We start from the raw sequence: 19,329 nt of genomic DNA, 5'->3' as shown, positions 1-19,329 counted from the left end.
GGCCTCCGCTGTCGATGGTCCGTCAGTACATCGAGCAGCAGAATCGCCCGCTCTAGCCTGCAAGTCAGAACACTTCTGAGAATCACTTCACCACCGGGCTAAAGCCCGGTGCACTGCGATTAGTCCCGGTAGCGGTACTCGACGGGCGCGGTGTCGATCGGGACGAGCGTCCAGTTCATCTCGCCCGACGTGCCGAAGCAGTCGCTGATCAGCGCCCCGTCCTGGATCCTGATGCACAGCGCGCTCCGCTGGTTGGTGAACTTCACCGCCAGGGGGTCGGCAGCGGCCGACGCGTGGGGCGCCGACACGACGACCCCCAGGACCGCGGCGGCGATGACGCCTGCCCGCTTGACCGGTGACAGCAAGAGGAGCCTCCTCCATGGATGCGTGTTGATCCGTACACCGACAACAGTGGCGGTCGGAGGTTATGGCCCGGTGGGAACCCGATGGGGCGTGGTGGGAAACGGATGGGACCGCTGGTGAGCGACCCGGGGGGATCCCGGGCCGGAGCGGACATCCCCGGGCGGGCAGGGGGTGTGTCCTGTCGGCCGACCGGTGCCGAAATGGCTAGTTTCGGCCCATGCCTCCGTTTTCGCCGTTCTATGTACTGCGCAAGCTGCTGCGTGGGGACCGCTGGCAGCGGCTGCATGTGAAGGCCTCCGTGTGGGCGGTCCTCGGGGTCGTGGTGGTTCTGGTGCTCGGCTCCTGGATCATCGTTCCGTTCGAGTCGTCGGCTCCCAGGGCGACCATCACCTCGTTCCCGCTCGCGTTGTGGTGGTCCGTCGAGACCGCCACCACGGTCGGGTACGGGGACCTGTATCCGGTGACCGTGCCCGGACGCGTCGTCGCGGGCGTCGTGATGCTCGTCGGGATCTCGGTCTTCAGCATCGTCACCGCGTCCCTCGCCACCTGGTTCGTCGGCAGCGCCGCGCGCCGTGCCCGCAGGGTGGCGAAGGCCCTTGAGCACGTCGAGTCGGAGGGGAGGACGGACGCCGCCCGGGAGCTGCGGGCCCTGCATCTGCGTTTCGACCGGCTCGAACAACTCGTCGCCCCGGACAGGGGGCCACGCTCCGGGCCCGGTTCGGGGCAGGGCTCCTGACGCCTCCTAGCCTCGGCCCTTCATGACGAGAGTTGACCTCAAGGTCACTTGAGGTTCTACGGTCCTGCCATGAGTATGGAGTCCACGGCCTGGACGCAGTTGCAGAACGTCATGAACGCGCGGCCCGAACGCCGGCCGTTCGCCCGCGCCACCCTCCGCCGGATCGCCGAGTTCGCCCGGCCGCACCGCCGCGGCATCATCCAGTTCGTCCTGCTCGGTGTCGCCACCGCGCTGCTCGCGGTGGCGACACCCGTTCTCGCGGGCCGCGTGGTCGACGCGATCGTGTCCGGGGGCGACGAGGGGCAGGTGGTCCGGCTCGCCCTGCTCATCGCGCTCATCGCCCTCGTCGAAGCCGGCCTGGGTCTCCTCGGACGCCGGCTCTCCGCCACCCTCGGTGAGGGGCTGATCCTCGATCTGCGGATCGCGGTCTTCGACCACGTCCAGCGCATGCCCGTCGCCTTCTTCACCCGTACCCGCACCGGGGCCCTGGTCAGCCGGCTCAACAACGACGTGATCGGCGCGCAGCGCGCCTTCAGCAACACGCTCTCCGGTGTCGTCAGCAATGTGGTGACGCTGCTGCTGACCCTCGCCGTGATGCTCACCCTCTCCTGGAGCGTCACGCTCCTCGCGCTCGTCCTGCTGCCCGTCTTCGTCGTGCCCGCGCGCAGGATGGGCACCCGGATGGCGAGGCTCCAGCGGGAGGCCGCCGACCTCAACGCCGCGATGGGCAACCGGATGACCGAGCGGTTCTCGGCACCGGGCGCCACGCTGATCAAGCTGTTCGGGCGGCCCGACGACGAGTCCGCCGAGTTCGCGGCGCGGGCCCGCCGGGTACGGGACATCGGGGTCCGTACGGCCATGGCGCAGTCCACCTTCCTCACCGCCCTGACCCTCGTCTCGGCCCTGGCCCTGGCGCTCGTCTACGGTCTCGGCGGCTCCTACGCCCTGCGCGGCAGCCTCGACCCCGGCGCCGTGGTCGCGCTCTCCCTGCTCCTCGTCCGTCTGTACGCGCCGCTGACCGCGCTCGCCGGCGCACGCGTCGAGGTGATGAGTGCCCTCGTCAGCTTCGAGCGGGTCTTCGAGGTCCTCGGCCTCCAGCCCCTCGTCGCTGAGCGGCCCGGCGCGCGGCCGGTTCCCGACGGGCCGGTCTCCGTCGAGTTCGACGCCGTACGCTTCGGCTACCCCTCCGCCGACAAGGTCTCCCTCGCCTCGCTGGAGGAGGTCGCCTCGCTCGACACCCGCGGTGGCGCCGAGGTGCTGCACGGGATCTCGTTCCGCGCGGAACCCGGCCGGACGGTCGCTCTCGTGGGCTCGTCGGGCGCGGGCAAGTCGACCATCGCGCAGCTCCTCCCGCGCCTCTACGACACCGACGCGGGCGCCGTCCGGATCGGCGGTGTCGACGTACGCGACCTGTCCTCCGAGTCCCTCCGTGCCACGCTCGGCATGGTCACCCAGGACGGCCATCTCTTCCACGAGTCCGTCCGCGCCAACCTGCTGCTCGCCCGGCCGGGAGCCACCGACGACGAGCTGTGGGACGTGCTGCGCCGGGCCCGGCTCGACGGTCTCGTCCGTTCCCTGCCCGACGGGCTCTCCACCGTGGTCGGCGAGCGCGGCTACCGGCTCTCCGGCGGTGAACGCCAGCGCATGACCATCGCCCGGCTGCTGCTCGCCCGTCAGCGTGTCGTGATCCTCGACGAGGCGACCGCGCATCTCGACAACACCTCGGAGGCGGCGGTCCAGGCGGCGCTCGCCGAGGCGCTGGAAGGGCGTACCGCCGTGGTGATCGCGCACCGGCTCTCGACCGTACGGGCCGCCGATCTGATCCTGGTGGTCGAGGACGGCCGGATCGTGGAACGGGGCACGCACGAAGAGCTTCTCGCCGCCGGGGGACGGTACGCGGAGCTGTACCGCACGCAGTTCGCGGACGGGGCGGCCGGCCAGGGCGTCGCGCCCGCCCAGGGCCACGGGACGCTGGAGCCCGCCGACGGCTGACCGTCAGACCCGCCGCCACGCCTCCAGCGCCAGGCCCGTCTCGTCCTTCTGCCGGGTGACGCGCAGGGCTCCGTCGAGTCCGAGGCAGGCCAGGACCACCCGTCCCGTGCCGTCCAGGGCGAGCGCAGGGGCGCCCGCGCAGGGTTCGCCGGTGGGGGTCCAGTTCAGACCCGCGTCCTCGTCCTCGGTGGGGTAGGCGGCGACCTGGAGGCGGCCGTCGGGGCCGCGTCCGGCCAGGATCGTGCAGTCGTGCCCGTCGACGGGGGTACGGAGCAGGGCGAGCGGGCCGGTGCCGGGGCCGCCGAGGGAGGCGGGTTCGGTCCCCGGGCGCCAGGCGCGGACGGTGGAGTCGTCCGCGTCGCGCCAGAAGCGGGTGAGCGCGCCGGTGCCGGTGCGCTCCGCGGTGACCGTGGCGTGGGCGACGGCCGCCGCCGGTTCCTCCTCGGCGCGCTCCAGTTTGGCGTCGGGCCTGCCGCGCAGCCAGCGCACCGTACCGCCGCCCGCCGGGACGAGGATGTCGATGGCCCCGCGGTCGGTGACGGCGGCGGAGGTCTCGCCGGTCAGGGTGGTGTCCGCGGCATTGGCGCCGCCCCAGGGCTGCCAGCGGCCGGTGGGCGACTGGTGCTTGGCGGAGAGGCCGCCGTTGGCGTTGCGTACGAACAGGTGCATCGAGCCGGTCGCGTCCACGACGGCGGACGGCATGCCGATACGGGCGCCCTTCTCGCGGTCCTTGCCGTGCGGATTGCCCACCGACTGCCAGTCCCGCAGCGGCCGACCCGTCTGGTACTGGACGGCGTGGACGAGATCGCGCTCGACGTCTCCCCCGGCGTGCGGCCGGTCCCGTACCCCCAGCAGATGGACGAAGCCCTCGGCGCTCCGCGCCACCGACACGTACGGCAGGAGCCCGGCGAGGGGCAGCGACTCGGGTGCTGACCACGTGGGGCCGCCGGCCCGGGTCTCGGTCCAGCGGAGGACTCCGCCCGGGGTGGCGGCGTACGCCGTCAGCCGGCCGTCCTTGCCGCGCAGCAGCCAGCCGGTGGTCGGAGGGAGGGGGGCTTCCGCGGAGGGCGCGGCGGGGGCGCGGCGCGGGTCCGTGGACGGCGGGGTGGCCGGCGCGGCGTCTCCCCCGCCGTCCCCCGACCGTTTCGACGTCCGTCCGGACCTCGGTGCCATGGCCCGCCGCCACCTTCCCGAGTGCGAGAAAACCCAGACAACGATAGTACGCGCGGGTATGCGGCGGGGCTCGGCAGCCTCCCCGCTCGGGAGCCCCCTGCCCCGCCCCTGCCCCGGTCCGTGCGGCTCTGCGGGGGGACGCGGCGCGGTGGCTGTGGCACGCTGCGACTGTGCTGAACAAGCTGATCGTCGACGCGGCGAATGTGGTCGGTTCCGTCCCCGACGGATGGTGGCGCGACCGGCGCGGGGCCACGGAGCGGCTGCGTGACTCCCTCGTGCCGTTCGCGGCGGACGGGGTGGCCGGGCAGCCGGGCCCCGTCGAGGTCGTGCTCGTCGTGGAGGGCGCGGCCCGGGGCGTGGAGTCGGTGCCGGGGGTACGGGTCGAACCGGCGGCCGGCAGCGGCGACGACCGGATCGTGGAGCTGGCCGCGGGGGCGGAGCGGGACGGGGTCGGGTGTGTCGTGGTCACGGCGGACCGGGAGCTGCGGCTGCGGGTCGCGGCGTACGGGGCGCGGTGCACGGGGCCGAGGACCGTACGGGAACTCCCGGACGAGCCCGCGTAGCGCGGGCCCGCCCAGGGGTGTGCCCGGGGTGTGTGCCCGGACCCGGCAGGTGTCAGCGGGGCGTGTTGATACGGCTGTGCGTCCGTCCGTACACGAAGTACACGACGCAGCCGATGACCATCCAGATGCCGAAGCGCAGCCAGGTCTCGGCGGGGAGGTTGAGCATCAGCCACAGGGAGGCCAGTACGGACGCGATCGGCACCCAGGGCACGAGTGGCGTGCGGAAGGAGCGCGGCAGGTCCGGGCGCTTGCGGCGCAGGATGATGACGCCGAGCGCGACCACGATGAAGGCGAACAGGGTGCCGATGTTGACGAGTTCGGCCAGTTCCTCGATGGAGGTGAAGCCCGCGACGATCGCGACGATCACGCCGAGGAGGATGGTGGAGCGGTAGGGCGTGCCGAACTTCGGGTGGACGTGGGAGAAGGTCCTCGGCAGCAGTCCGTCGCGGCTCATCGCGAAGAAGACGCGGGTCTGGCCGAGCAGCAGGATCATGCAGACCGAGGTGAGCCCGACGGCCGCGCCGAAGCTGATCAGACCGGCCCAGAAGGGGTGGCCGACCGCCTTGAAGGCGTCGGCGAGGGGGGCGTCCACGGACAGTTCGGTGTAGTGCTGCATGCCGGTGACGACGAGCGACACGGCGACGTAGAGCACGGTGCAGATGAAGAGCGAGCCCAGGATGCCGCGCGGTACGTCGCGCTGCGGGTTGCGGGTCTCCTCGGCGGCGGTCGCGACGATGTCGAAGCCGATGAAGGCGAAGAAGACGACGGCCGCGGCGGTGAAGATCCCCATGATGCCGAAGTTGGTGGGGGTGTACCCGGCCATGAGCTGGATGATCGGCGCGGCCAGCCCGCCGCCGCCCTTGCTCTCCTCGGCGGGCGGGATGAACGGCTTGTAGTTGGAGCCGGTGATGAAGAAGGAGCCGACGATGATCACGAGCAGCACGACGGTGACCTTGACGGCGACGATGATGCCGGTGATCCGCGAGGAGAGTTTCACCCCGGCGACGAGGATCGCGGTCAGGACGAGGACGAGCAGGAAGGCCAGGAGGTCGAAGCCGAACTTCCCGTTCTGGGTGCCGGAGAGGAAGTCGGGCAGGCTCGCCCCGGCGTTGCCGAGCAGGGAGCGTACGTAACCGGACCAGCCGACGGCGACCACCGCGCAGCCGAGCGCGAGTTCCAGGACGAGGTCCCAGCCGATGATCCAGGCGGGCAGTTCACCGAGGGAGGCGTACGAGAAGGTGTACGCGGATCCGGCGACCGGCACCGTCGAGGCGAACTCGGCGTAGCAGAGCGCGGCGAGGCCGCAGACGATGCCCGCGACGACGAAGCCGAGCGCGGTGGCGGGTCCCGCGGTCTGTTTGGCGACGACGCCGGTCAGCACGAAGATGCCGGTACCGATGATCACTCCGACGCCGAAGACCGTCAGGTCGAGGGCGGAGAGGGTCTTCTTGAGCGCGTACTCGGGCTCTTCGGTGTCACGGATCGACTGTTCTACGTTCTTTGTACGGAAAAGACCGCTTTGGACCGGCCCCGGTTCCTGCTGGGTACTCACCGGCGTACCTCCGTGTGCGCGTTCATCCGGCAATAATCGAGAGGTTGCGAGCCCCGAATACCCGGTATCGCCGTAATTCACACGGATGGGCCGTTCCGACCGCCCTGGAAGGGTGGTCCGAACGGCCCATTCACGCCATCCGGCGCGGGTGGAGCTGAACGCCGGTGGGGCCCTCAGTCGCGGGCGACCTCGGCGGACGCGTCGACCAGCCGGCCGTCGAGCCTGGCGACCAGACCGGTGACCTGGCGGGCGATGTCCGGCGCGGTCAGCCCGATCTCGGCCATGACCTCCTTGCGGGAGGCGTGGTCGAGGAAGCGCGGCGGAATCCCGAAGTCCCGCAGCGGCACGTCGACCCCGGCGTCCCGCAGCGCCTGCGCGACGGCCGAGCCGACGCCGCCGACCCGGCCGTTGTCCTCGACGGTGACGACCACGCGGTGCTGCTCGGCGAGCGGGGCGAGCGCCTCGTCCACCGGTTTGACCCAGCGCGGGTCGACGACCGTCGTCGTGATGCCCTGCTTGTCGAGCAGCGTGGCGATCTCCAGGCACATCGGGGCGAGCGCGCCGACGGAGACGAGGAGCACGTCGGCCGTGCCCTCCTCGGGCCTGCGCAGCACGTCCATGCCGCCGATCCGGCCGAGGGAGGCGACGGCCGGGCCGACGGCGCCCTTGGAGTAGCGGACCACGGTCGGGGCGTCCTCGATCTCGACGGCCTCGCGGAGCTGGGCGCGCACCTGGTCGGCGTCGCGCGGGGCGGCGATGCGCAGGCCCGGCACGCACTGGAGCATCGACATGTCCCACATGCCGTTGTGCGAGGCGCCGTCGGTGCCGGTGACCCCGGCGCGGTCCAGGACGAACGTCACTCCGCAGCGGTGCAGGGCGACATCCATCAGGACCTGGTCGAAGGCGCGGTTGAGGAAGGTCGCGTAGAGCGCGAACACCGGGTGCACCCCGCCGGTGGCGAGGCCCGCGGCGGAGACGGCGCCGTGCTGCTCGGCGATGCCGACGTCGTAGACGCGGTCGGGGAACGCCTTGGCGAACTTCTCCAGGCCGACGGGCTGGAGCATGGCCGCGGTGATCGCGACGATGTCCTCGCGCTCGTGGCCGAGCTTGACCATCTCCTCGCCGAAGACCGACGTCCAGTCCATACCGCCGGCGGCGATGGGCAGCCCTGTGTCGGGGTGGATCGGGCCGATGCCGTGGAAGTGGTCGGCCTCGTCCTGCTCGGCCGGCTCGTAGCCGCGGCCCTTCTCCGTGATGCAGTGCACGATGACGGGGCCGCCGAAACGCTTGGCGCGCAGCAGCGCGGACTCCAGGGCCTCGATGTCATGGCCGTCGATGGGGCCGACGTACTTCAGGCCGAGGTCCTCGAACATGCCCTGCGGGGCGATGAAGTCCTTGAGGCCCTTCTTGGCGCCGTGCAGCGTGTCGTAGAGGGGTCGGCCGACGACCGGGGTGCGCTCCAGGAGGTCCTTGCCGCGGGCCAGGAAGCGCTCGTAACCGTCGGTGGTGCGCAGGGTCGCGAGATGGTTGGCGAGGCCGCCGATGGTCGGCGCGTACGACCGCTCGTTGTCGTTGACGACGATGACGAGGGGGCGGTCCTTGGCGGCGGCGATGTTGTTCAGCGCCTCCCAGGCCATGCCGCCGGTGAGAGCTCCGTCACCGATCACCGCGACGACATGGTCGTCCTTGCGCAGCACCTCGTTGGCCTTGGCGAGGCCGTCGGCCCAGCCCAGGACGGTGGAGGCGTGGGAGTTCTCGATGATGTCGTGGTCGGACTCGGCACGGGAGGGGTAGCCGGAGAGGCCGTCCTTGCTCCGCAGTTTCGAGAAGTCCTGACGCCCGGTGAGCAGCTTGTGCACGTACGACTGGTGGCCCGTGTCGAAGAGGACCTTGTCGTTCGGGGAGTCGTACACACGGTGCAGGGCGATGGTCAGCTCGACGACCCCGAGGTTGGGGCCGAGGTGGCCGCCGGTCTTGGAGACCGCGTCCACGAGAAAGGACCGGATCTCGCCGGCCAGCTCCTGGAGCTGCTCCGGGCCGAGCCGGTCCAGATCGCGCGGTCCCCTGATGCGGGTCAACATCGCCACCCGTGCCTCCTTGCATGTATGAGCCGTCAAGCCCTGCCGATCCGCCGAGTCTAATGTTCCACTCGGACGGGCGGATGGGGGGCAGTACGTTGCGCATCCCTCGCTTGGACGCATACATGTCAAATCCGAATGTCACATCGACGCGCCCTTCACACGCCGGGACGACGTCGCCCGCGGTCTTCCGGGTGACCGCGTCGATGACGACGGTCGCCAGCAGCACCGCGCCGGCGATCATGAACTGGATGCCGAGGCGATGCTCTGGAGGGCCAGACCGGGTGCAGCCCCGGATCCGGATCAGGCGGGGGCAGCACTACCGCCCTCGGCCTGTCGCCCACCCGGCTCCTCTCCACCCTGATGACCTGCGGCCTTCCCTTGGCCGCATCTGCGGATCGGCGTTCTGGGTAGGGTCGATGTCCCCGAACGAAGGAGAGCCGACGTGTCGACAGACGTGGTGATCGCGCAGACCACCATTGACGACGAGGGGAAGGCCGCCCTCCTGGCGGCGGGTGCCGTGGAACGCAGGCTTGCGGCGTGCGCGCACATCGACCCGGCTTTCACCGCTGTCTATCGCTGGAAGGGCGCCGTCCAGACGGAGAAGGAGTGGCGTATCTCGTACAAGACAACGCGGAGCCGCCTGCCGCATCTGGCCCAGTGGGTCAAGGAAGCCCACGACTACGAAGTGCCGGAGTGGATCGTCCTGCCCGTGGATGGAGGGTCGGAAGAGTATCTGGCGTGGGTTGTGGCAGAGAGCACGGAGGCGTAGCCAGGTTGCGGCGGGTCCGGGTGGAGCGGACCGGCCGCAGCCCTACGGTGCGGGGCTGTGCAGGTGCTCGGCAAGGTCCCGCTCCTGGGTCAGGGCTCTTCTCCGAGGGCTGAGCGCAGCCAGTCGAGCGATCCGGTCGCCAGCACGGCATCGGCGATCGCCTGGCCGGACTCGGTGGTGATGCGGCGTCGGCTGTTGTCGATCCAGCGCTGCGCGTTGACATAGCCCTGGTCCCGGTACTCGATGCCCTGGATCATGCACTCCAGTTTGTCGGCGTCGCGCGCGCAAACAGCCTCCGGGGATTCCTTCGCCTCGTACTCCGCGACGAGGTCCCGGACAGCGTCCGCCAGCACCTTGGGCATGCCGGCCACTTGATCGGCGGTGATGTCGCGGGGATCGGCCTCGCCCTTGGTGTACTTCTTGCCGAGGTGGTTGACGTCCCCGCTGCGGGTCTCCTGCGAGTCGTGCCAGACGGCAAGGAATGCGGCCTGGGCCGGGTCCGCTCCCTCCAACTTGGCGATGATGGAGGCGATGAGGGTAGTCCGCCAGGAGTGGTCAGCGACTGATTCGGGGTCCCTGACGCCGGCCATCCACCAGCCGCTGCGTTTGGTTGGACTTCAGAGTTCCCGCCTCGTACAGGAATCGGGCCACGGCGGTCAGGTCTTCGGACACCGTCTGGCTCCTCTCACGCCTCCGTGAGGCGGATCGCGTACCGGATGTTCTCCATCTCCCGACGCCCGCGCGCCGAAAGTTCACGGCTGTCCAACATGACGCGCCATGCCTTCTGCGAGATGAGCGAGGAGCTTGTCCCCGGTCCCCGGTCCACGTGCCGAGGGTGCCGTCAGCGATGAAGTCGTCCGAGAGCTGCGGCACGGTCGTCTCACCGATCCAGTACGCCCAGTAGGCCAGGTTCGCTGCCTCGCCCGCGTCGTGAGCCAGTCCTCGGTGCCGGACGCCACGCCCTACCCGGACAGGTGCAGGGCTTGACGGCGCAGGAGGAACTGATCCGGACCACGTGCCTGCTCGGCCGCCCGTGCCTCGCTCCGCGAACCGGCTGCCCGGCCCCCGGAGGTCGACCGGGGGCCGGGCAGCGTCGTGCGTGTGTTCCGCCGGGTCAGGCGCGGCCCGCGGTCTTCTGGGTCTTGCGGGTGACCGCGTCGATGACGACGGTCGCCAGCAGCACCGCACCGGTGATCATGAACTGGATGGCCGAGGCGATGCCCTGGAGGGCCAGGCCGTACTGGATGGAGACGATCACCAGCACACCGAGCAGCGCGTTCCAGGTACGGCCCCGGCCGCCGAAGAGGCTGGTGCCGCCGATGACGGCCGCCGCGATCGCGTTCATCAGCAGGTCACCGCTGCCCGCGCCCTGGTTGGCCGAGGCGATCTTGGAGGCGATGAAGAGGCCGCCGACCGCCGCGAACGTACCGGCGATCGAGAAGACCGAGATCCGGATCAGGGTGACGTTGATGCCCGCGCGGCGGGACGCCTCGACGCTGCCGCCGAGGGCGAAGACCTTCCGGCCGTAGGAGGTACGGCGCAGCACGAAGTCGGTGACGACGAGCACCAGGAGGAAGATCACCACCGCCAGGGGCAGGCCCTTGTACTGGTTGTAGAGGATCGCCACGCCGAAGGAGAGGACGGCGAGCAGTCCGGTGCGCAGCAGGATCTCGCTGAGCGGGCGGGACGGGACCCCGGCCGCCTCACGCCGGCGGTTGTCGAGGAACGCCGTGAGGAAGTACGCGGCGACCGCGACGACGGCGAGGCCGTAGGCCGCGGCGACATCGCTGAAGTAGTAGCTGGTGAGCTGGGCGACCACGCCGTCGGCGTCGAGGTTGATCGTGCCGTTGCTGCCGAGGATCTGGAGCATGAAGCCGGACCAGAAGAGCAGCCCGGCCAGGGTGACGGCGAACGCGGGGGCGCCGACGCGGGCGAAGAAGAAGCCGTGGATCGCGCCGATGACCGTACCGCTGAGAATGGCGACGAGCAGGGCCAGCCACTCGTTCATGCCGTGGGTGACGCTCAGCACGGCGACGATGGCGCCGGACACACCGCTGACCGAGCCGACCGAGAGGTCGATCTCGCCGAGCAGCAGGACGAAGACGATCCCGACGGAGATCATTCCGGTGCCGACCATGGCGACGGAGATGTCGGAGAGGTTGCCCGCGGTGAGGAAGTTCGAGTTGAGGCTCTGGAAGATGGCCCAGATGACGACGAGGCCGATGACGACCGGTATGGAGCCGAGGTCGCCGGCGCGTATCTTCCGCTTGAACTCGGTCAGGTAGCCGGCGAAGCCCTGTTCGCGTACGAGGAGCCGGGGGTCGACCGCGGTGACGGCGCCGTCCGCGGCGGGCGGGGCGTCGACCGGGGCGGGGGCCTGGGCGGGAACCTGCGCGTCGGTGCTCTTGGCGAGCGACGGGGAGGTCTTGTCCGTACTCACTTCTGAACCTCCACGTTGCGCGAAGCGCGGCGGGTCACGGCGTTCTCCGTGGCGCCGGTGATGGCGGCGATGATCTCTTCCTGCGAGGTGCTCGCGACATCGAAGACACCGTTGTTGCTGCCGAGCCTGAGTACGGCGACCCGGTCGGCGACGGCCTTGACGTCCGCCATGTTGTGACTGATGAGGAGGACGGCGAGGCCGCGCTCCCGGAGCCGCTCGACGAGGTCGAGGACCTGGGCGGTCTGTTCGACGCCGAGGGCGGCGGTCGGCTCGTCGAGGATGACGAGCTTGGGCTCGCCGAGCATCGAGCGGGCGATGGCCACGGTCTGGCGCTGCCCGCCGGAGAGCGAGGCGATCGGGATACGGACGCTGGGGATACGGATCGACAGCGTTGTCAGCAGCTCGCGCGAGCGGCGTTCCATCTCGACCTCGTCGAGGACGCCCCAACTGCGCAGCTCACGGCCGAGATAGAGGTTTCCGACGACATCGATGTTGTCGCAGAGGGCGAGGTCCTGGTAGACGGTCGCGATGCCCAGGTTCTGGGCGTCGTGCGGCCGGCCGATCGAGACGGGCCTGCCCTCCCACTCGATGACGCCGTCGTCGATGGGGTGGACGCCGGCGATGGTCTTCACCAGCGTGGATTTCCCGGCGCCGTTGTCGCCCACGAGGGCGACCACCTCACCGGAGTGGACCTCAAGCTCTACGTCGGTGAGCGCCTGGACGGCACCGAACCGCTTGGAGACCCCTCGCAACGCCAGCACGGGCGTAGCGGTCACATGAACCATCTCCTTCGCCGCCTGACCGGCGGGGATGCCGCGCCGGGGTGAGGCGCGGAGGTCGAGCACAGAGAACGGGGGAGCCTGCCGCGCGGAGAACACGGGGCGCGGGGCACGGCGGGTGGAACGACCCGCGACGGCGGCCGGGGACGACGGCCGTCGCGGGTCCGTCCGGCGCCCCGCCCTTGCTGCGGGGCGTGGACGGGCGGGGTGCCGGACAGGTGTACGGACCGGGCCTGCTGCGGGCCGGTCGGCCTACTTGACGCCGGTCGGCCTACTGCGGGCCGGTCGGCCTACTTGACGCCGATGGCGTCGCAGCCGGCCTTGTACTTGCCGGTGCAGATCTCGGCGGCCGTGTAGATGCCTTCCTTGATCACGGTGTCGTTGATGTTGTCCTTGGTCAGCGAGACGACCGGGACGAGCACCGTCGGGACACCCTTGGTGGTGGGGCTGTCCACCGTGGTCTTGGCGATGGAGTCGAGCTTCTCGCCCTTGGCGAGCGCGACGGCCATCTCGGCCGCGACCTCGGCCTCCTGCGGGTAGGACTTGTAGACGCTCATGAACTGCTCACCGGTGACGATGCGCTGCACACCGGCGAGTTCGGCGTCCTGTCCGGTGACCGGCGGGAGCTTGGAGAAGCCGGCGCCCTTGAGGGCCGTGATGATGCCGCCCGCCATGCTGTCGTTGGCGGAGTAGACGCCGACGATCTTGTCCTTGCCCAGCGCGGAGATGGCGCCTTCCATGTTGGCGTTGGCGTTCTCCGGCTTCCACTCCTTGGTGTCGTACGACTTGCCGATGGTCACCTTGCCGTCGAGGACGGAGAGCGCGCCCTTCTTGAACAGGGCGGCGTTCGGGTCGGTGACGGCGCCGTTCATCATGACGATGTCGCCGGACTTGGCCTTGTCCCCCAGCTCGTCCAGGAGCGCCTGGCCCTGGACCTTGCCGACCTCTTCGTTGTCGAAGGAGGTGTACGCGTCGATCGGCCCCTCGGCGAGCCGGTCGTAGGCCACGACCGGTATGCCGGCGTCCTTGGCCTTCTTGACCGAGTTGGCGATGGCCTTCGAGTCGACGGCGTCCACGACGAGCACGCTCACCTTGTTGGTGATCATGGTCTCGACCTGCTGGCTCTGCGTCGTCGCGTCCTGCTTGGCGTTGGCGTAGACGACCTTGCCGGTGCCGTCGGTCAGCTCGCTGACCTTCTTCTCGATCAGCGGCTTGTCGAACTTCTCGTACCGAGCTGTCTGGTTCTCCGGCAGGAGCAGCCCGACGGTGATCGGGCCCTTCTTGTCCGACGTGGACGCTTCGGCTTTGTCGCCGGACTCCTTCGCGCTGCCGCAGGCGGCGAGGGAGACGGCCATCGCGGTCGCGACGGTGGCCACGGCGGCGCGACGCATCTTTGCGTTCACTTCAAAAACCTCCCTGACGAGGCCGCGTCGTTGCGGCCGAGGTGGCTGGAAGTCAACTCTCGTCCGATGTCGGCGTCAAGGAGTAAATCCTTAACGAGATGACAACGGTGCCATCCGTTATCTAAGTGAAGGCGGGAGCCGACACGGATGAGGTGGCGGGCGTGGCGGCCGGAAGACCGCTCTCCAGCAGGGTCGAATCGCCCATCTCGCTCAGTACGAGCGCCAGCGCCCCCAGCACCTCGGCCCGGCCCCCGAGCGCCCCGGGGAGCACCGAGAGCTGCCGGGCGGCGCTCGGGATGGCGTACCGCGAGACGGACTCCCGTATCGGCGCGAGCACCAGTTCACCGGCCTCCGCCAGGTCCCCGCCGAGCACCACACGGCTGGGGTTCAGGAGGTTGCAGAGGTTGGCGACGCCGCTGCCGACATGGCGGCCGACGTCCGCGATCACCCGGCGGCAGCCGGGGTCGCCCTCGCGGGCGAGCTGGACGACGCGCTCCATGGTCAGGTCGACACCGTGACTGGACTGGAGCAGGGGCAGTACGTAGCGGGTCGCCGCGAAGGTCTCCAGGCAGCCGCGGTTGCCGCAGCGGCAGACGGGGCCCGACTCGTCCAGCGTGATGTGCCCGATCTCGCCCGCCGTGCCGCCGGGGCCGCGGTAGATCTGGCCCTCGATGACCAGACCTGCGCCGACACCGCTGCCGACCTTGATGTACGCCAGGTCGCTGACCCCGCGCCCGCTCCCCCAGACCAGCTCGCCGAGGGCGCCGAGGTTGGCGTCGTTGTCGACGTACACCGGTACGCCGAGGCGCCCGGCCAGCTCGTCGCCGGGGTTGATGCCGGTCCAGCCCGGCAGGATCGAGGTGGAGCCGAGCGTGCCCGATTCGACGTCGATCGGGCCCGGCACCCCGAGACCCACACCGATCACCTTCTGACGGCTGACGCCGGTGGTCACGATCAGCCGCTCGACCAGCTCCTCGGCGCGGCCGAAGCCGTGCGCGGACGAGGCGTCCACATCGAGGGGCTCCGACTCCTCGGCGAGCACCTGGTGGGCGAGGTTGCCGACCGCCACGCGCAGATGCGTATGGCCGAAGTCCACCCCGACGACGACCCCCGCGTCCCCGCTCAGGGAGACGCTGCGGGCCCGGCGGCCGCCGGCCGAGGTGGGGGTGACCTGGACCGTTCCGCCGTCCTTGAGCTCACGGACGATATTGGAGACCGTGGCCGCCGACAGTCCCGTGCTCCGTGCGATCTCCGCCTGGGTGAGCGAACCGGCCATACGCACCGCGCGTACGACCCGTTCGAGGTTGGCCCGGTGCAGAGACGACTGCGACCCTGGAGTCTCCACGACTCATCCACTCCTGCCCTGGGCGGACGGTACGACGACCGCCGCCGGCCGGGGTCGCGCCCATGAGACCCCGACGTATCTCCAACTTGTGAACCCTAAGCACAGCTTTCGGGCCCGCCCCCGTCAAGGCCTTGAGCAAGGTGAACGCGCCGAACCGCCCGTCGGACAGCCGTGACGGGCGGTTGGACCGTACCTTCGGGCCCTGTACGAGGACCGGACCCGTACGAGGACCGTGTCCGTACGGGTGGGGTGGCCCCCGTACGAGAAACCGTGTCCTACGGGCAGGGTGGCCCCGTACGAGGGCCGTGCTACTTGAGCGCTCCCGCCGTCAGTCCGGCGACGACCTGCCGCTGGAAGATGATGTACGCGGCGAGCACCGGCAGCATCGCCATCACCAGACCGGCGAAGAGCCCCGACCAGTCGCCCTTGTACCCCTGGCTGACCGCGAGCTGCACCAGCCCCTGGGAGAGGACCTTGCGCTCCGGGTCGGTGTTGAGCACGGTGGGCAGCAGGTACTGGTTCCACTGCCCGAGGAAGTTGAAGATGCCGACGCTGATCAGCCCGGGCTTGGCCATCGGCAGCATCACCTGGAAGAACGTCCGGGTGTGCGAGGCGCCGTCGATGATCGCGGCTTCCGCGACCGAGGTGGGCAGCGTTCTGAAGAAGGAGGTCAGGAAGAAGACCGTGAACGGCAGCGAGTAGGCGATGTAGACCAGGATCAGACCGTGGATGGAGTTGAGCAGGCCCAGATTGTTCATGACGTAGAACAACGGGACCAGCGCCAGGATGATCGGGAAGCTCATGCCGCCGATGAACAGGTAGTAGATGAAGCGGTTCCCCGGGAACTCGAAGCGGGCCAGGACGTACGCGGCCATCGAGCCGAGGAGCAGCGTGCCGACCAGGGAACCGGCCACCACCAGGATGGTGTTGAGGAAGTAGTCGCTCATGTGCGCCTGGGTCCAGGCCCGCGACCAGTTCTCGAAGTGCAGCCGGTCCGGCAGCGCCCAGGGGCTGGTGAAGATGGACCGGTCGTCCTTGAAGGACGTCATGACCGCCCAGAGCAGCGGCATGACGACCAGGAACGCCCAGATGACGAGGACGCCGTGCGAGAAGACGTTGAGGATGCCGCCGGTCGCGCTCTCCTTGGCGGGAGGCGCGTCGGTCTTGGTCACGGCGGGCCGGGTCGCGGGGTCCGCCGCGGAGGGCAGATCGGCCGGCGGAGGGGTGTCGGTGGTCTTCATCAGTACTCCAGCCGCTCACGTCGGCCCAGCCGCATCACGAGGGCGGCGAAGGCCAGCGTGACGATGAGCAGGGCGACACCGATCGTGGTCGCATAGCCCGCCTGACCGTCACGGAACGCCTTCTGGTAGACGAGCAGGGTCAGGACATTGGTCGAATCGGCGGGCCCGCCGGGGCCCACGGTCATGATCTGGACGACCGCGAAGGACTCCGCCCCGAGCGCGAGGATGCCCATGTAGACCCAGCCGGACTGCACGGTGTCCCAGAGCAGCGGCAGGGTGATGCGGAAGAAGGTCGTGACGCGGCTCGCGCCGTCCAGCAGCGCCGCCTCGTAGAAGTCCTTCGGGATGGAGGCCATGCCGGCGGAGAAGAGGACCACGAAGAACCCTGTCGTGCTCCAGACGAGGACGGCCATCACGCACCACAGCGCGAGCTTCGGATCGCCGAGCCAGTCGGGCTTCACGCTGTCCAGACCGACCGCGGCGAACGCGGAGTTGATGGCGCCGCTGTTCGGGTTGTACGCGAACTGGAAGAGCAGCGCGACGATCGCGATCGAGAGCACCTGTGGGAAGAAGTAGACGATCTTGTAGAAGGACGAGCCGCGGACACCCGAGACGGTCGCTCCCTTACGGCTCCGCCCGCCGACGTTCAGCATGAACGCGAAGAACAGCGCCAGGCCGAGGACGACCACGGGCAGCAGCAGCGCGAAGAGCAGGCTGTGCCGGAGCGAGCTCCAGAAGGTGTCGTCGTCGAGCATCCGGCTGTAGTTGTCGAAGCCGACCATCGAGAAGTCGGGGCTCAGACCCGTCCAGTCGGTGAACGAGTAGTAGATCGACTGGACGAATGGCCAAATGACGAAAAGCGCGTACAGCGCGAGGGGGAATACCAGAAACCCCACGATGAAACGGTACTTGCCGTGCTGCATGTCTCCCGACCCCGAATCTCCGGCGGGTGGCGCCGTGCCGCTCTGGGGGCCCGTACGACGGGCCGTGACCCGGAGGCCCCTGAACCGGGGCCTCCGGACGCTTCCGCTGCTGCTAGCTAGTAGCTACTGGTGCTTGTAGTGCTTGATGGAGGTGTCCTTGGCCGTGGCGTCCGCGAACTCCTGGCACTTCTTGACGGCCTCGGCCGGCGTCATGCGCCCGGCCATCAGCTCGCCGAGCACCCCCACCCCGATCTTCTGCTTCTGGAGCTCCACATACCAGTCCTGCATCCGCGGGTTGAGCGCGTTGTCACCCGCCTTGGCGAGCGCGTCGACCCCGGACTGGAGCGCGGTGGAGAGGGCGAGGCCGTCGGTGCCGCCGTTGAAGGCGGTCAGGGACTTCACCTTGGCGGTGAAGTTCTTCGAGGACTCCTCGCTCAGCATGATGCGGAGCTGTTCCATAGCGCCGTCGGGGTTCTTGGCGTTCGCGGGCACGATGAACGGCTCCCCGCCGGAGGCCCAGATCGTGCCGAACGGCAGCTTGTCCGAGCTGTCCAGACCGGACGGCGCGGACACCTTCATTCGGAAGTCCTTCGGCGTGGTCTTCGCCGCCTCGTTCTCCACCCAGGAGCCGTTGGGGATGAAGAGCGCCTCCCCCTCGGTCCACGCCGTCTGCGACTGTGTGTGGTCGAGACCGGGCGTTCCCTGGAGGATGTAGCCCTTCTTGAAGAGCTCGTAGTACGCCTCGAAGGCGGACTTCACGGCCGGGTGCTTCCAGGAGTTCGGCTCCAGGTTGTCGATGGCGTCCAGGACCTCACGGCCGCCGATCTTCCCGATGAACGGGTAGAGCGAGAAGGGGATGTAGTACGGGTACTTGCCGGCGTACGTCCATCCGGCGATGCCCTTCTTCTTGGCCTTCGCGCAGAGGGCCAGCATCCCGTCCCAGTCCTCGGGGTACTCGGCGTCCAGCCGGTCGAGGGCGGTCTGCGAGTACCACACACCGTAGACCGTGTACGCGTAGTACATGATCCACACCGGGTCGCCGTCGAGCTGGCCCATCTCCACGACGCCGGGGCGCAGCGTGTCGCGGACCTTCTTGGAAGGGTCGTCGTACGACGGGGCGTCGAAGAGCGGCGTCAGGTCGGCGAGCTGCTTCTTCCCCGCGAGGACGCCCATGTCCATCTGCTCGGCACCGTTGTTGTCGATCAGGTCGGGCGGGGTGCCGCCGTTGAAGCGCGGCTGCAGCTCGGACTGGATCTTCTGAGTCGAGGCGATCTTTACCTTCGCCTTGGGGAAGGCCGTCTCGTACTGCTTGGCCGCGTCCTTGCCGTACTCCGTACCGAACCCGCCGTTGAAGAGGACGAAGTCGAGCGGCGCGCTCTCGTTCACCCCGAGCGGGTTCTTCTCGGACTTCTTGCCCTTCTCGACCTTCTTGTCGCTTCCGCTGTCGCTGCTCGCGCAGGAGGCGAGGAAGCTCATCGTCGGGACGGTGATCAGGCCGATCGCGGCGGACCGCTTGATCACATCACGACGGCCGAGGCCCGCGTTGTCGTTCCGAGCGGAGGTGGATCCCATGCTCAAGTCCTCGCCTTCTCCAGGACTCAGGCGGTGTACCGGTCGCCCGTCCTTCTCGCCTGAGGAGAAGGGCTCCGCCACCGCGGTCGAATGAAGCTGGGTCGTGCAGGAATGTCGTGCTCGATCATGTTCGGCCATCAGGGGCGGACGCCGACAGGTATAGTCCATTTCCTGTCAACTGAGCAAGATCAAAAGGGAGTTTGCCCGGCAGTCTTTCCCTAGTTGAGACCTCCCGGATATCCGCGCCGGTCGACCGTCGCATTCGACCGCACCGGTCCTTCGCTCACGTCCACTTCCGGACAGGCCGTCGCTTCAACACCCTTGACACCACTGTGCACTTGCCTCCTACTGGACCCTGCGCCTCTGGTTTGACAACGTTGTCCAGCTCGGTACGCAG

At 69.3% G+C, this 19,329-nt stretch carries 15 protein-coding genes and 1 pseudogene; 4 read left to right on the top strand and 12 right to left on the bottom strand.

Going from position 1 to position 19,329, the window contains the following annotated elements; genetic code table 11:
• Nucleotides 1-119: 119 nt before the first annotated feature.
• Nucleotides 120-365, bottom strand: a complete 246-nt coding sequence (locus ACIBJC_RS38590; protein WP_399301220.1) for a hypothetical protein — start codon at nucleotides 363-365, stop codon at nucleotides 120-122.
• Nucleotides 366-580: 215 nt separating this feature from the next.
• Here ACIBJC_RS38590 and ACIBJC_RS38585 point away from each other — a divergent pair, with 215 nt between their 5' ends.
• Together ACIBJC_RS38585 and ACIBJC_RS38580 are read left to right on the top strand one after the other, a co-directional pair.
• On the top strand, nucleotides 581-1,099 hold the full coding sequence (locus tag ACIBJC_RS38585; protein ID WP_399301218.1) for a potassium channel family protein: 519 nt from the start codon (nucleotides 581-583) through the stop codon (nucleotides 1,097-1,099).
• A 75-nt stretch (nucleotides 1,100-1,174) separates the two neighbouring features.
• Nucleotides 1,175-3,091: an ABC transporter ATP-binding protein gene (locus ACIBJC_RS38580; protein WP_399301234.1), complete on the top strand. Its 1,917-nt coding sequence runs from the start codon at nucleotides 1,175-1,177 to the stop codon at nucleotides 3,089-3,091.
• A gap of 3 nt (nucleotides 3,092-3,094) precedes the next feature.
• On the opposite strand, the gene ACIBJC_RS38575 is transcribed toward ACIBJC_RS38580, so the two are convergent.
• Nucleotides 3,095-4,264, bottom strand: coding sequence for a hypothetical protein (locus ACIBJC_RS38575; protein WP_399301216.1), 1,170 nt, complete (start codon nucleotides 4,262-4,264; stop codon nucleotides 3,095-3,097).
• A 173-nt stretch (nucleotides 4,265-4,437) separates the two neighbouring features.
• Here ACIBJC_RS38575 and ACIBJC_RS38570 point away from each other — a divergent pair, with 173 nt between their 5' ends.
• Nucleotides 4,438-4,827 (top strand): NTP pyrophosphohydrolase, encoded by a 390-nt coding sequence (locus tag ACIBJC_RS38570; RefSeq protein WP_399301233.1) that lies wholly within the window; start codon nucleotides 4,438-4,440, stop codon nucleotides 4,825-4,827.
• 52 nt (nucleotides 4,828-4,879) lie between these two features.
• Here ACIBJC_RS38570 and ACIBJC_RS38565 read toward each other — a convergent pair whose 3' ends face one another.
• Together ACIBJC_RS38565 and dxs are read right to left on the bottom strand one after the other, a co-directional pair.
• A complete protein-coding gene (locus ACIBJC_RS38565) occupies nucleotides 4,880-6,379 on the bottom strand; it encodes an amino acid permease (protein WP_399301214.1) in 1,500 nt (499 codons plus the stop codon).
• Between the two features lie 173 nt (nucleotides 6,380-6,552).
• Nucleotides 6,553-8,460, bottom strand: a complete 1,908-nt coding sequence (dxs, locus tag ACIBJC_RS38560) for a 1-deoxy-D-xylulose-5-phosphate synthase (RefSeq protein WP_399301231.1) — start codon at nucleotides 8,458-8,460, stop codon at nucleotides 6,553-6,555.
• Nucleotides 8,461-8,902: 442 nt separating this feature from the next.
• Here dxs and cutA point away from each other — a divergent pair, with 442 nt between their 5' ends.
• Nucleotides 8,903-9,229 (top strand): divalent-cation tolerance protein CutA, encoded by a 327-nt coding sequence (gene cutA / locus ACIBJC_RS38555; protein WP_399301212.1) that lies wholly within the window; start codon nucleotides 8,903-8,905, stop codon nucleotides 9,227-9,229.
• Between the two features lie 89 nt (nucleotides 9,230-9,318).
• Here the strand turns inward: cutA and ACIBJC_RS38550 are convergent.
• The 8 genes and pseudogenes from ACIBJC_RS38550 to ngcE all read right to left on the bottom strand — a co-directional run bounded on the left by ACIBJC_RS38550 (nucleotide 9,319) and on the right by ngcE (nucleotide 18,932).
• A pseudogene (locus ACIBJC_RS38550) lies at nucleotides 9,319-9,901 on the bottom strand (HD family hydrolase).
• 442 nt (nucleotides 9,902-10,343) lie between these two features.
• The gene (locus ACIBJC_RS38545) at nucleotides 10,344-11,669 is read right to left on the bottom strand and encodes a sugar ABC transporter permease (RefSeq protein ID WP_399301210.1); all 1,326 of its coding nucleotides are present in this window, start codon (nucleotides 11,667-11,669) and stop codon (nucleotides 10,344-10,346) included.
• Entirely contained in the window at nucleotides 11,666-12,454 is a 789-nt protein-coding gene (locus ACIBJC_RS38540; RefSeq protein WP_329823598.1) for an ATP-binding cassette domain-containing protein, read from the bottom strand. Before ACIBJC_RS38540 ends, ACIBJC_RS38545 begins: the two co-directional genes overlap by 4 nt.
• Nucleotides 12,455-12,738: 284 nt before the next feature.
• Nucleotides 12,739-13,839, bottom strand: coding sequence for a substrate-binding domain-containing protein (locus ACIBJC_RS38535; protein WP_399301228.1), 1,101 nt, complete (start codon nucleotides 13,837-13,839; stop codon nucleotides 12,739-12,741).
• A gap of 133 nt (nucleotides 13,840-13,972) precedes the next feature.
• Nucleotides 13,973-15,196, bottom strand: a complete 1,224-nt coding sequence (locus ACIBJC_RS38530) for an ROK family protein (RefSeq protein WP_399301207.1) — start codon at nucleotides 15,194-15,196, stop codon at nucleotides 13,973-13,975.
• Nucleotides 15,197-15,504: 308 nt separating this feature from the next.
• Complete coding sequence (locus ACIBJC_RS38525) at nucleotides 15,505-16,437, bottom strand: carbohydrate ABC transporter permease (protein ID WP_399301205.1); 933 nt, start codon at nucleotides 16,435-16,437, stop codon at nucleotides 15,505-15,507.
• The gene (locus tag ACIBJC_RS38520) at nucleotides 16,437-17,360 is read right to left on the bottom strand and encodes a carbohydrate ABC transporter permease (protein ID WP_399301203.1); all 924 of its coding nucleotides are present in this window, start codon (nucleotides 17,358-17,360) and stop codon (nucleotides 16,437-16,439) included. The genes ACIBJC_RS38525 and ACIBJC_RS38520 overlap by 1 nt, the downstream gene beginning before the upstream one ends.
• Before the next feature lie 123 nt (nucleotides 17,361-17,483).
• On the bottom strand, nucleotides 17,484-18,932 hold the full coding sequence (ngcE, locus tag ACIBJC_RS38515; RefSeq protein ID WP_399301201.1) for an N-acetylglucosamine/diacetylchitobiose ABC transporter substrate-binding protein: 1,449 nt from the start codon (nucleotides 18,930-18,932) through the stop codon (nucleotides 17,484-17,486).
• Nucleotides 18,933-19,329 lie beyond the last annotated feature (397 nt).

The sequence above is a fragment of the Streptomyces sp. NPDC050509 genome (assembly GCF_044457965.1).
Taxonomy (GTDB): domain Bacteria; phylum Actinomycetota; class Actinomycetes; order Streptomycetales; family Streptomycetaceae; genus Streptomyces.
This window is presented reverse-complemented; position numbering and strand designations above follow the sequence as displayed.

Bases quoted from the DNA above. Each gene is read 5' to 3' on its own strand.
- ACIBJC_RS38580 (WP_399301234.1), top strand. From the start codon at position 1,175: ATGGAGTCCACGGCCTGGACGCAGTTGCAGAACGTCATGAACGCGCGG.
- dxs (WP_399301231.1), bottom strand. From the start codon at position 8,460: ATGTTGACCCGCATCAGGGGACCGCGCGATCTGGACCGGCTCGGCCCG.
- ACIBJC_RS38540 (WP_329823598.1), bottom strand. From the start codon at position 12,454: ATGGTTCATGTGACCGCTACGCCCGTGCTGGCGTTGCGAGGGGTCTCC.
- ACIBJC_RS38575 (WP_399301216.1), bottom strand. From the start codon at position 4,264: ATGGCACCGAGGTCCGGACGGACGTCGAAACGGTCGGGGGACGGCGGG.
- ACIBJC_RS38585 (WP_399301218.1), top strand. From the start codon at position 581: ATGCCTCCGTTTTCGCCGTTCTATGTACTGCGCAAGCTGCTGCGTGGG.
- ngcE (WP_399301201.1), bottom strand. From the start codon at position 18,932: ATGGGATCCACCTCCGCTCGGAACGACAACGCGGGCCTCGGCCGTCGT.
- ACIBJC_RS38535 (WP_399301228.1), bottom strand. From the start codon at position 13,839: ATGCGTCGCGCCGCCGTGGCCACCGTCGCGACCGCGATGGCCGTCTCC.
- ACIBJC_RS38525 (WP_399301205.1), bottom strand. From the start codon at position 16,437: ATGAAGACCACCGACACCCCTCCGCCGGCCGATCTGCCCTCCGCGGCG.
- ACIBJC_RS38520 (WP_399301203.1), bottom strand. From the start codon at position 17,360: ATGCAGCACGGCAAGTACCGTTTCATCGTGGGGTTTCTGGTATTCCCC.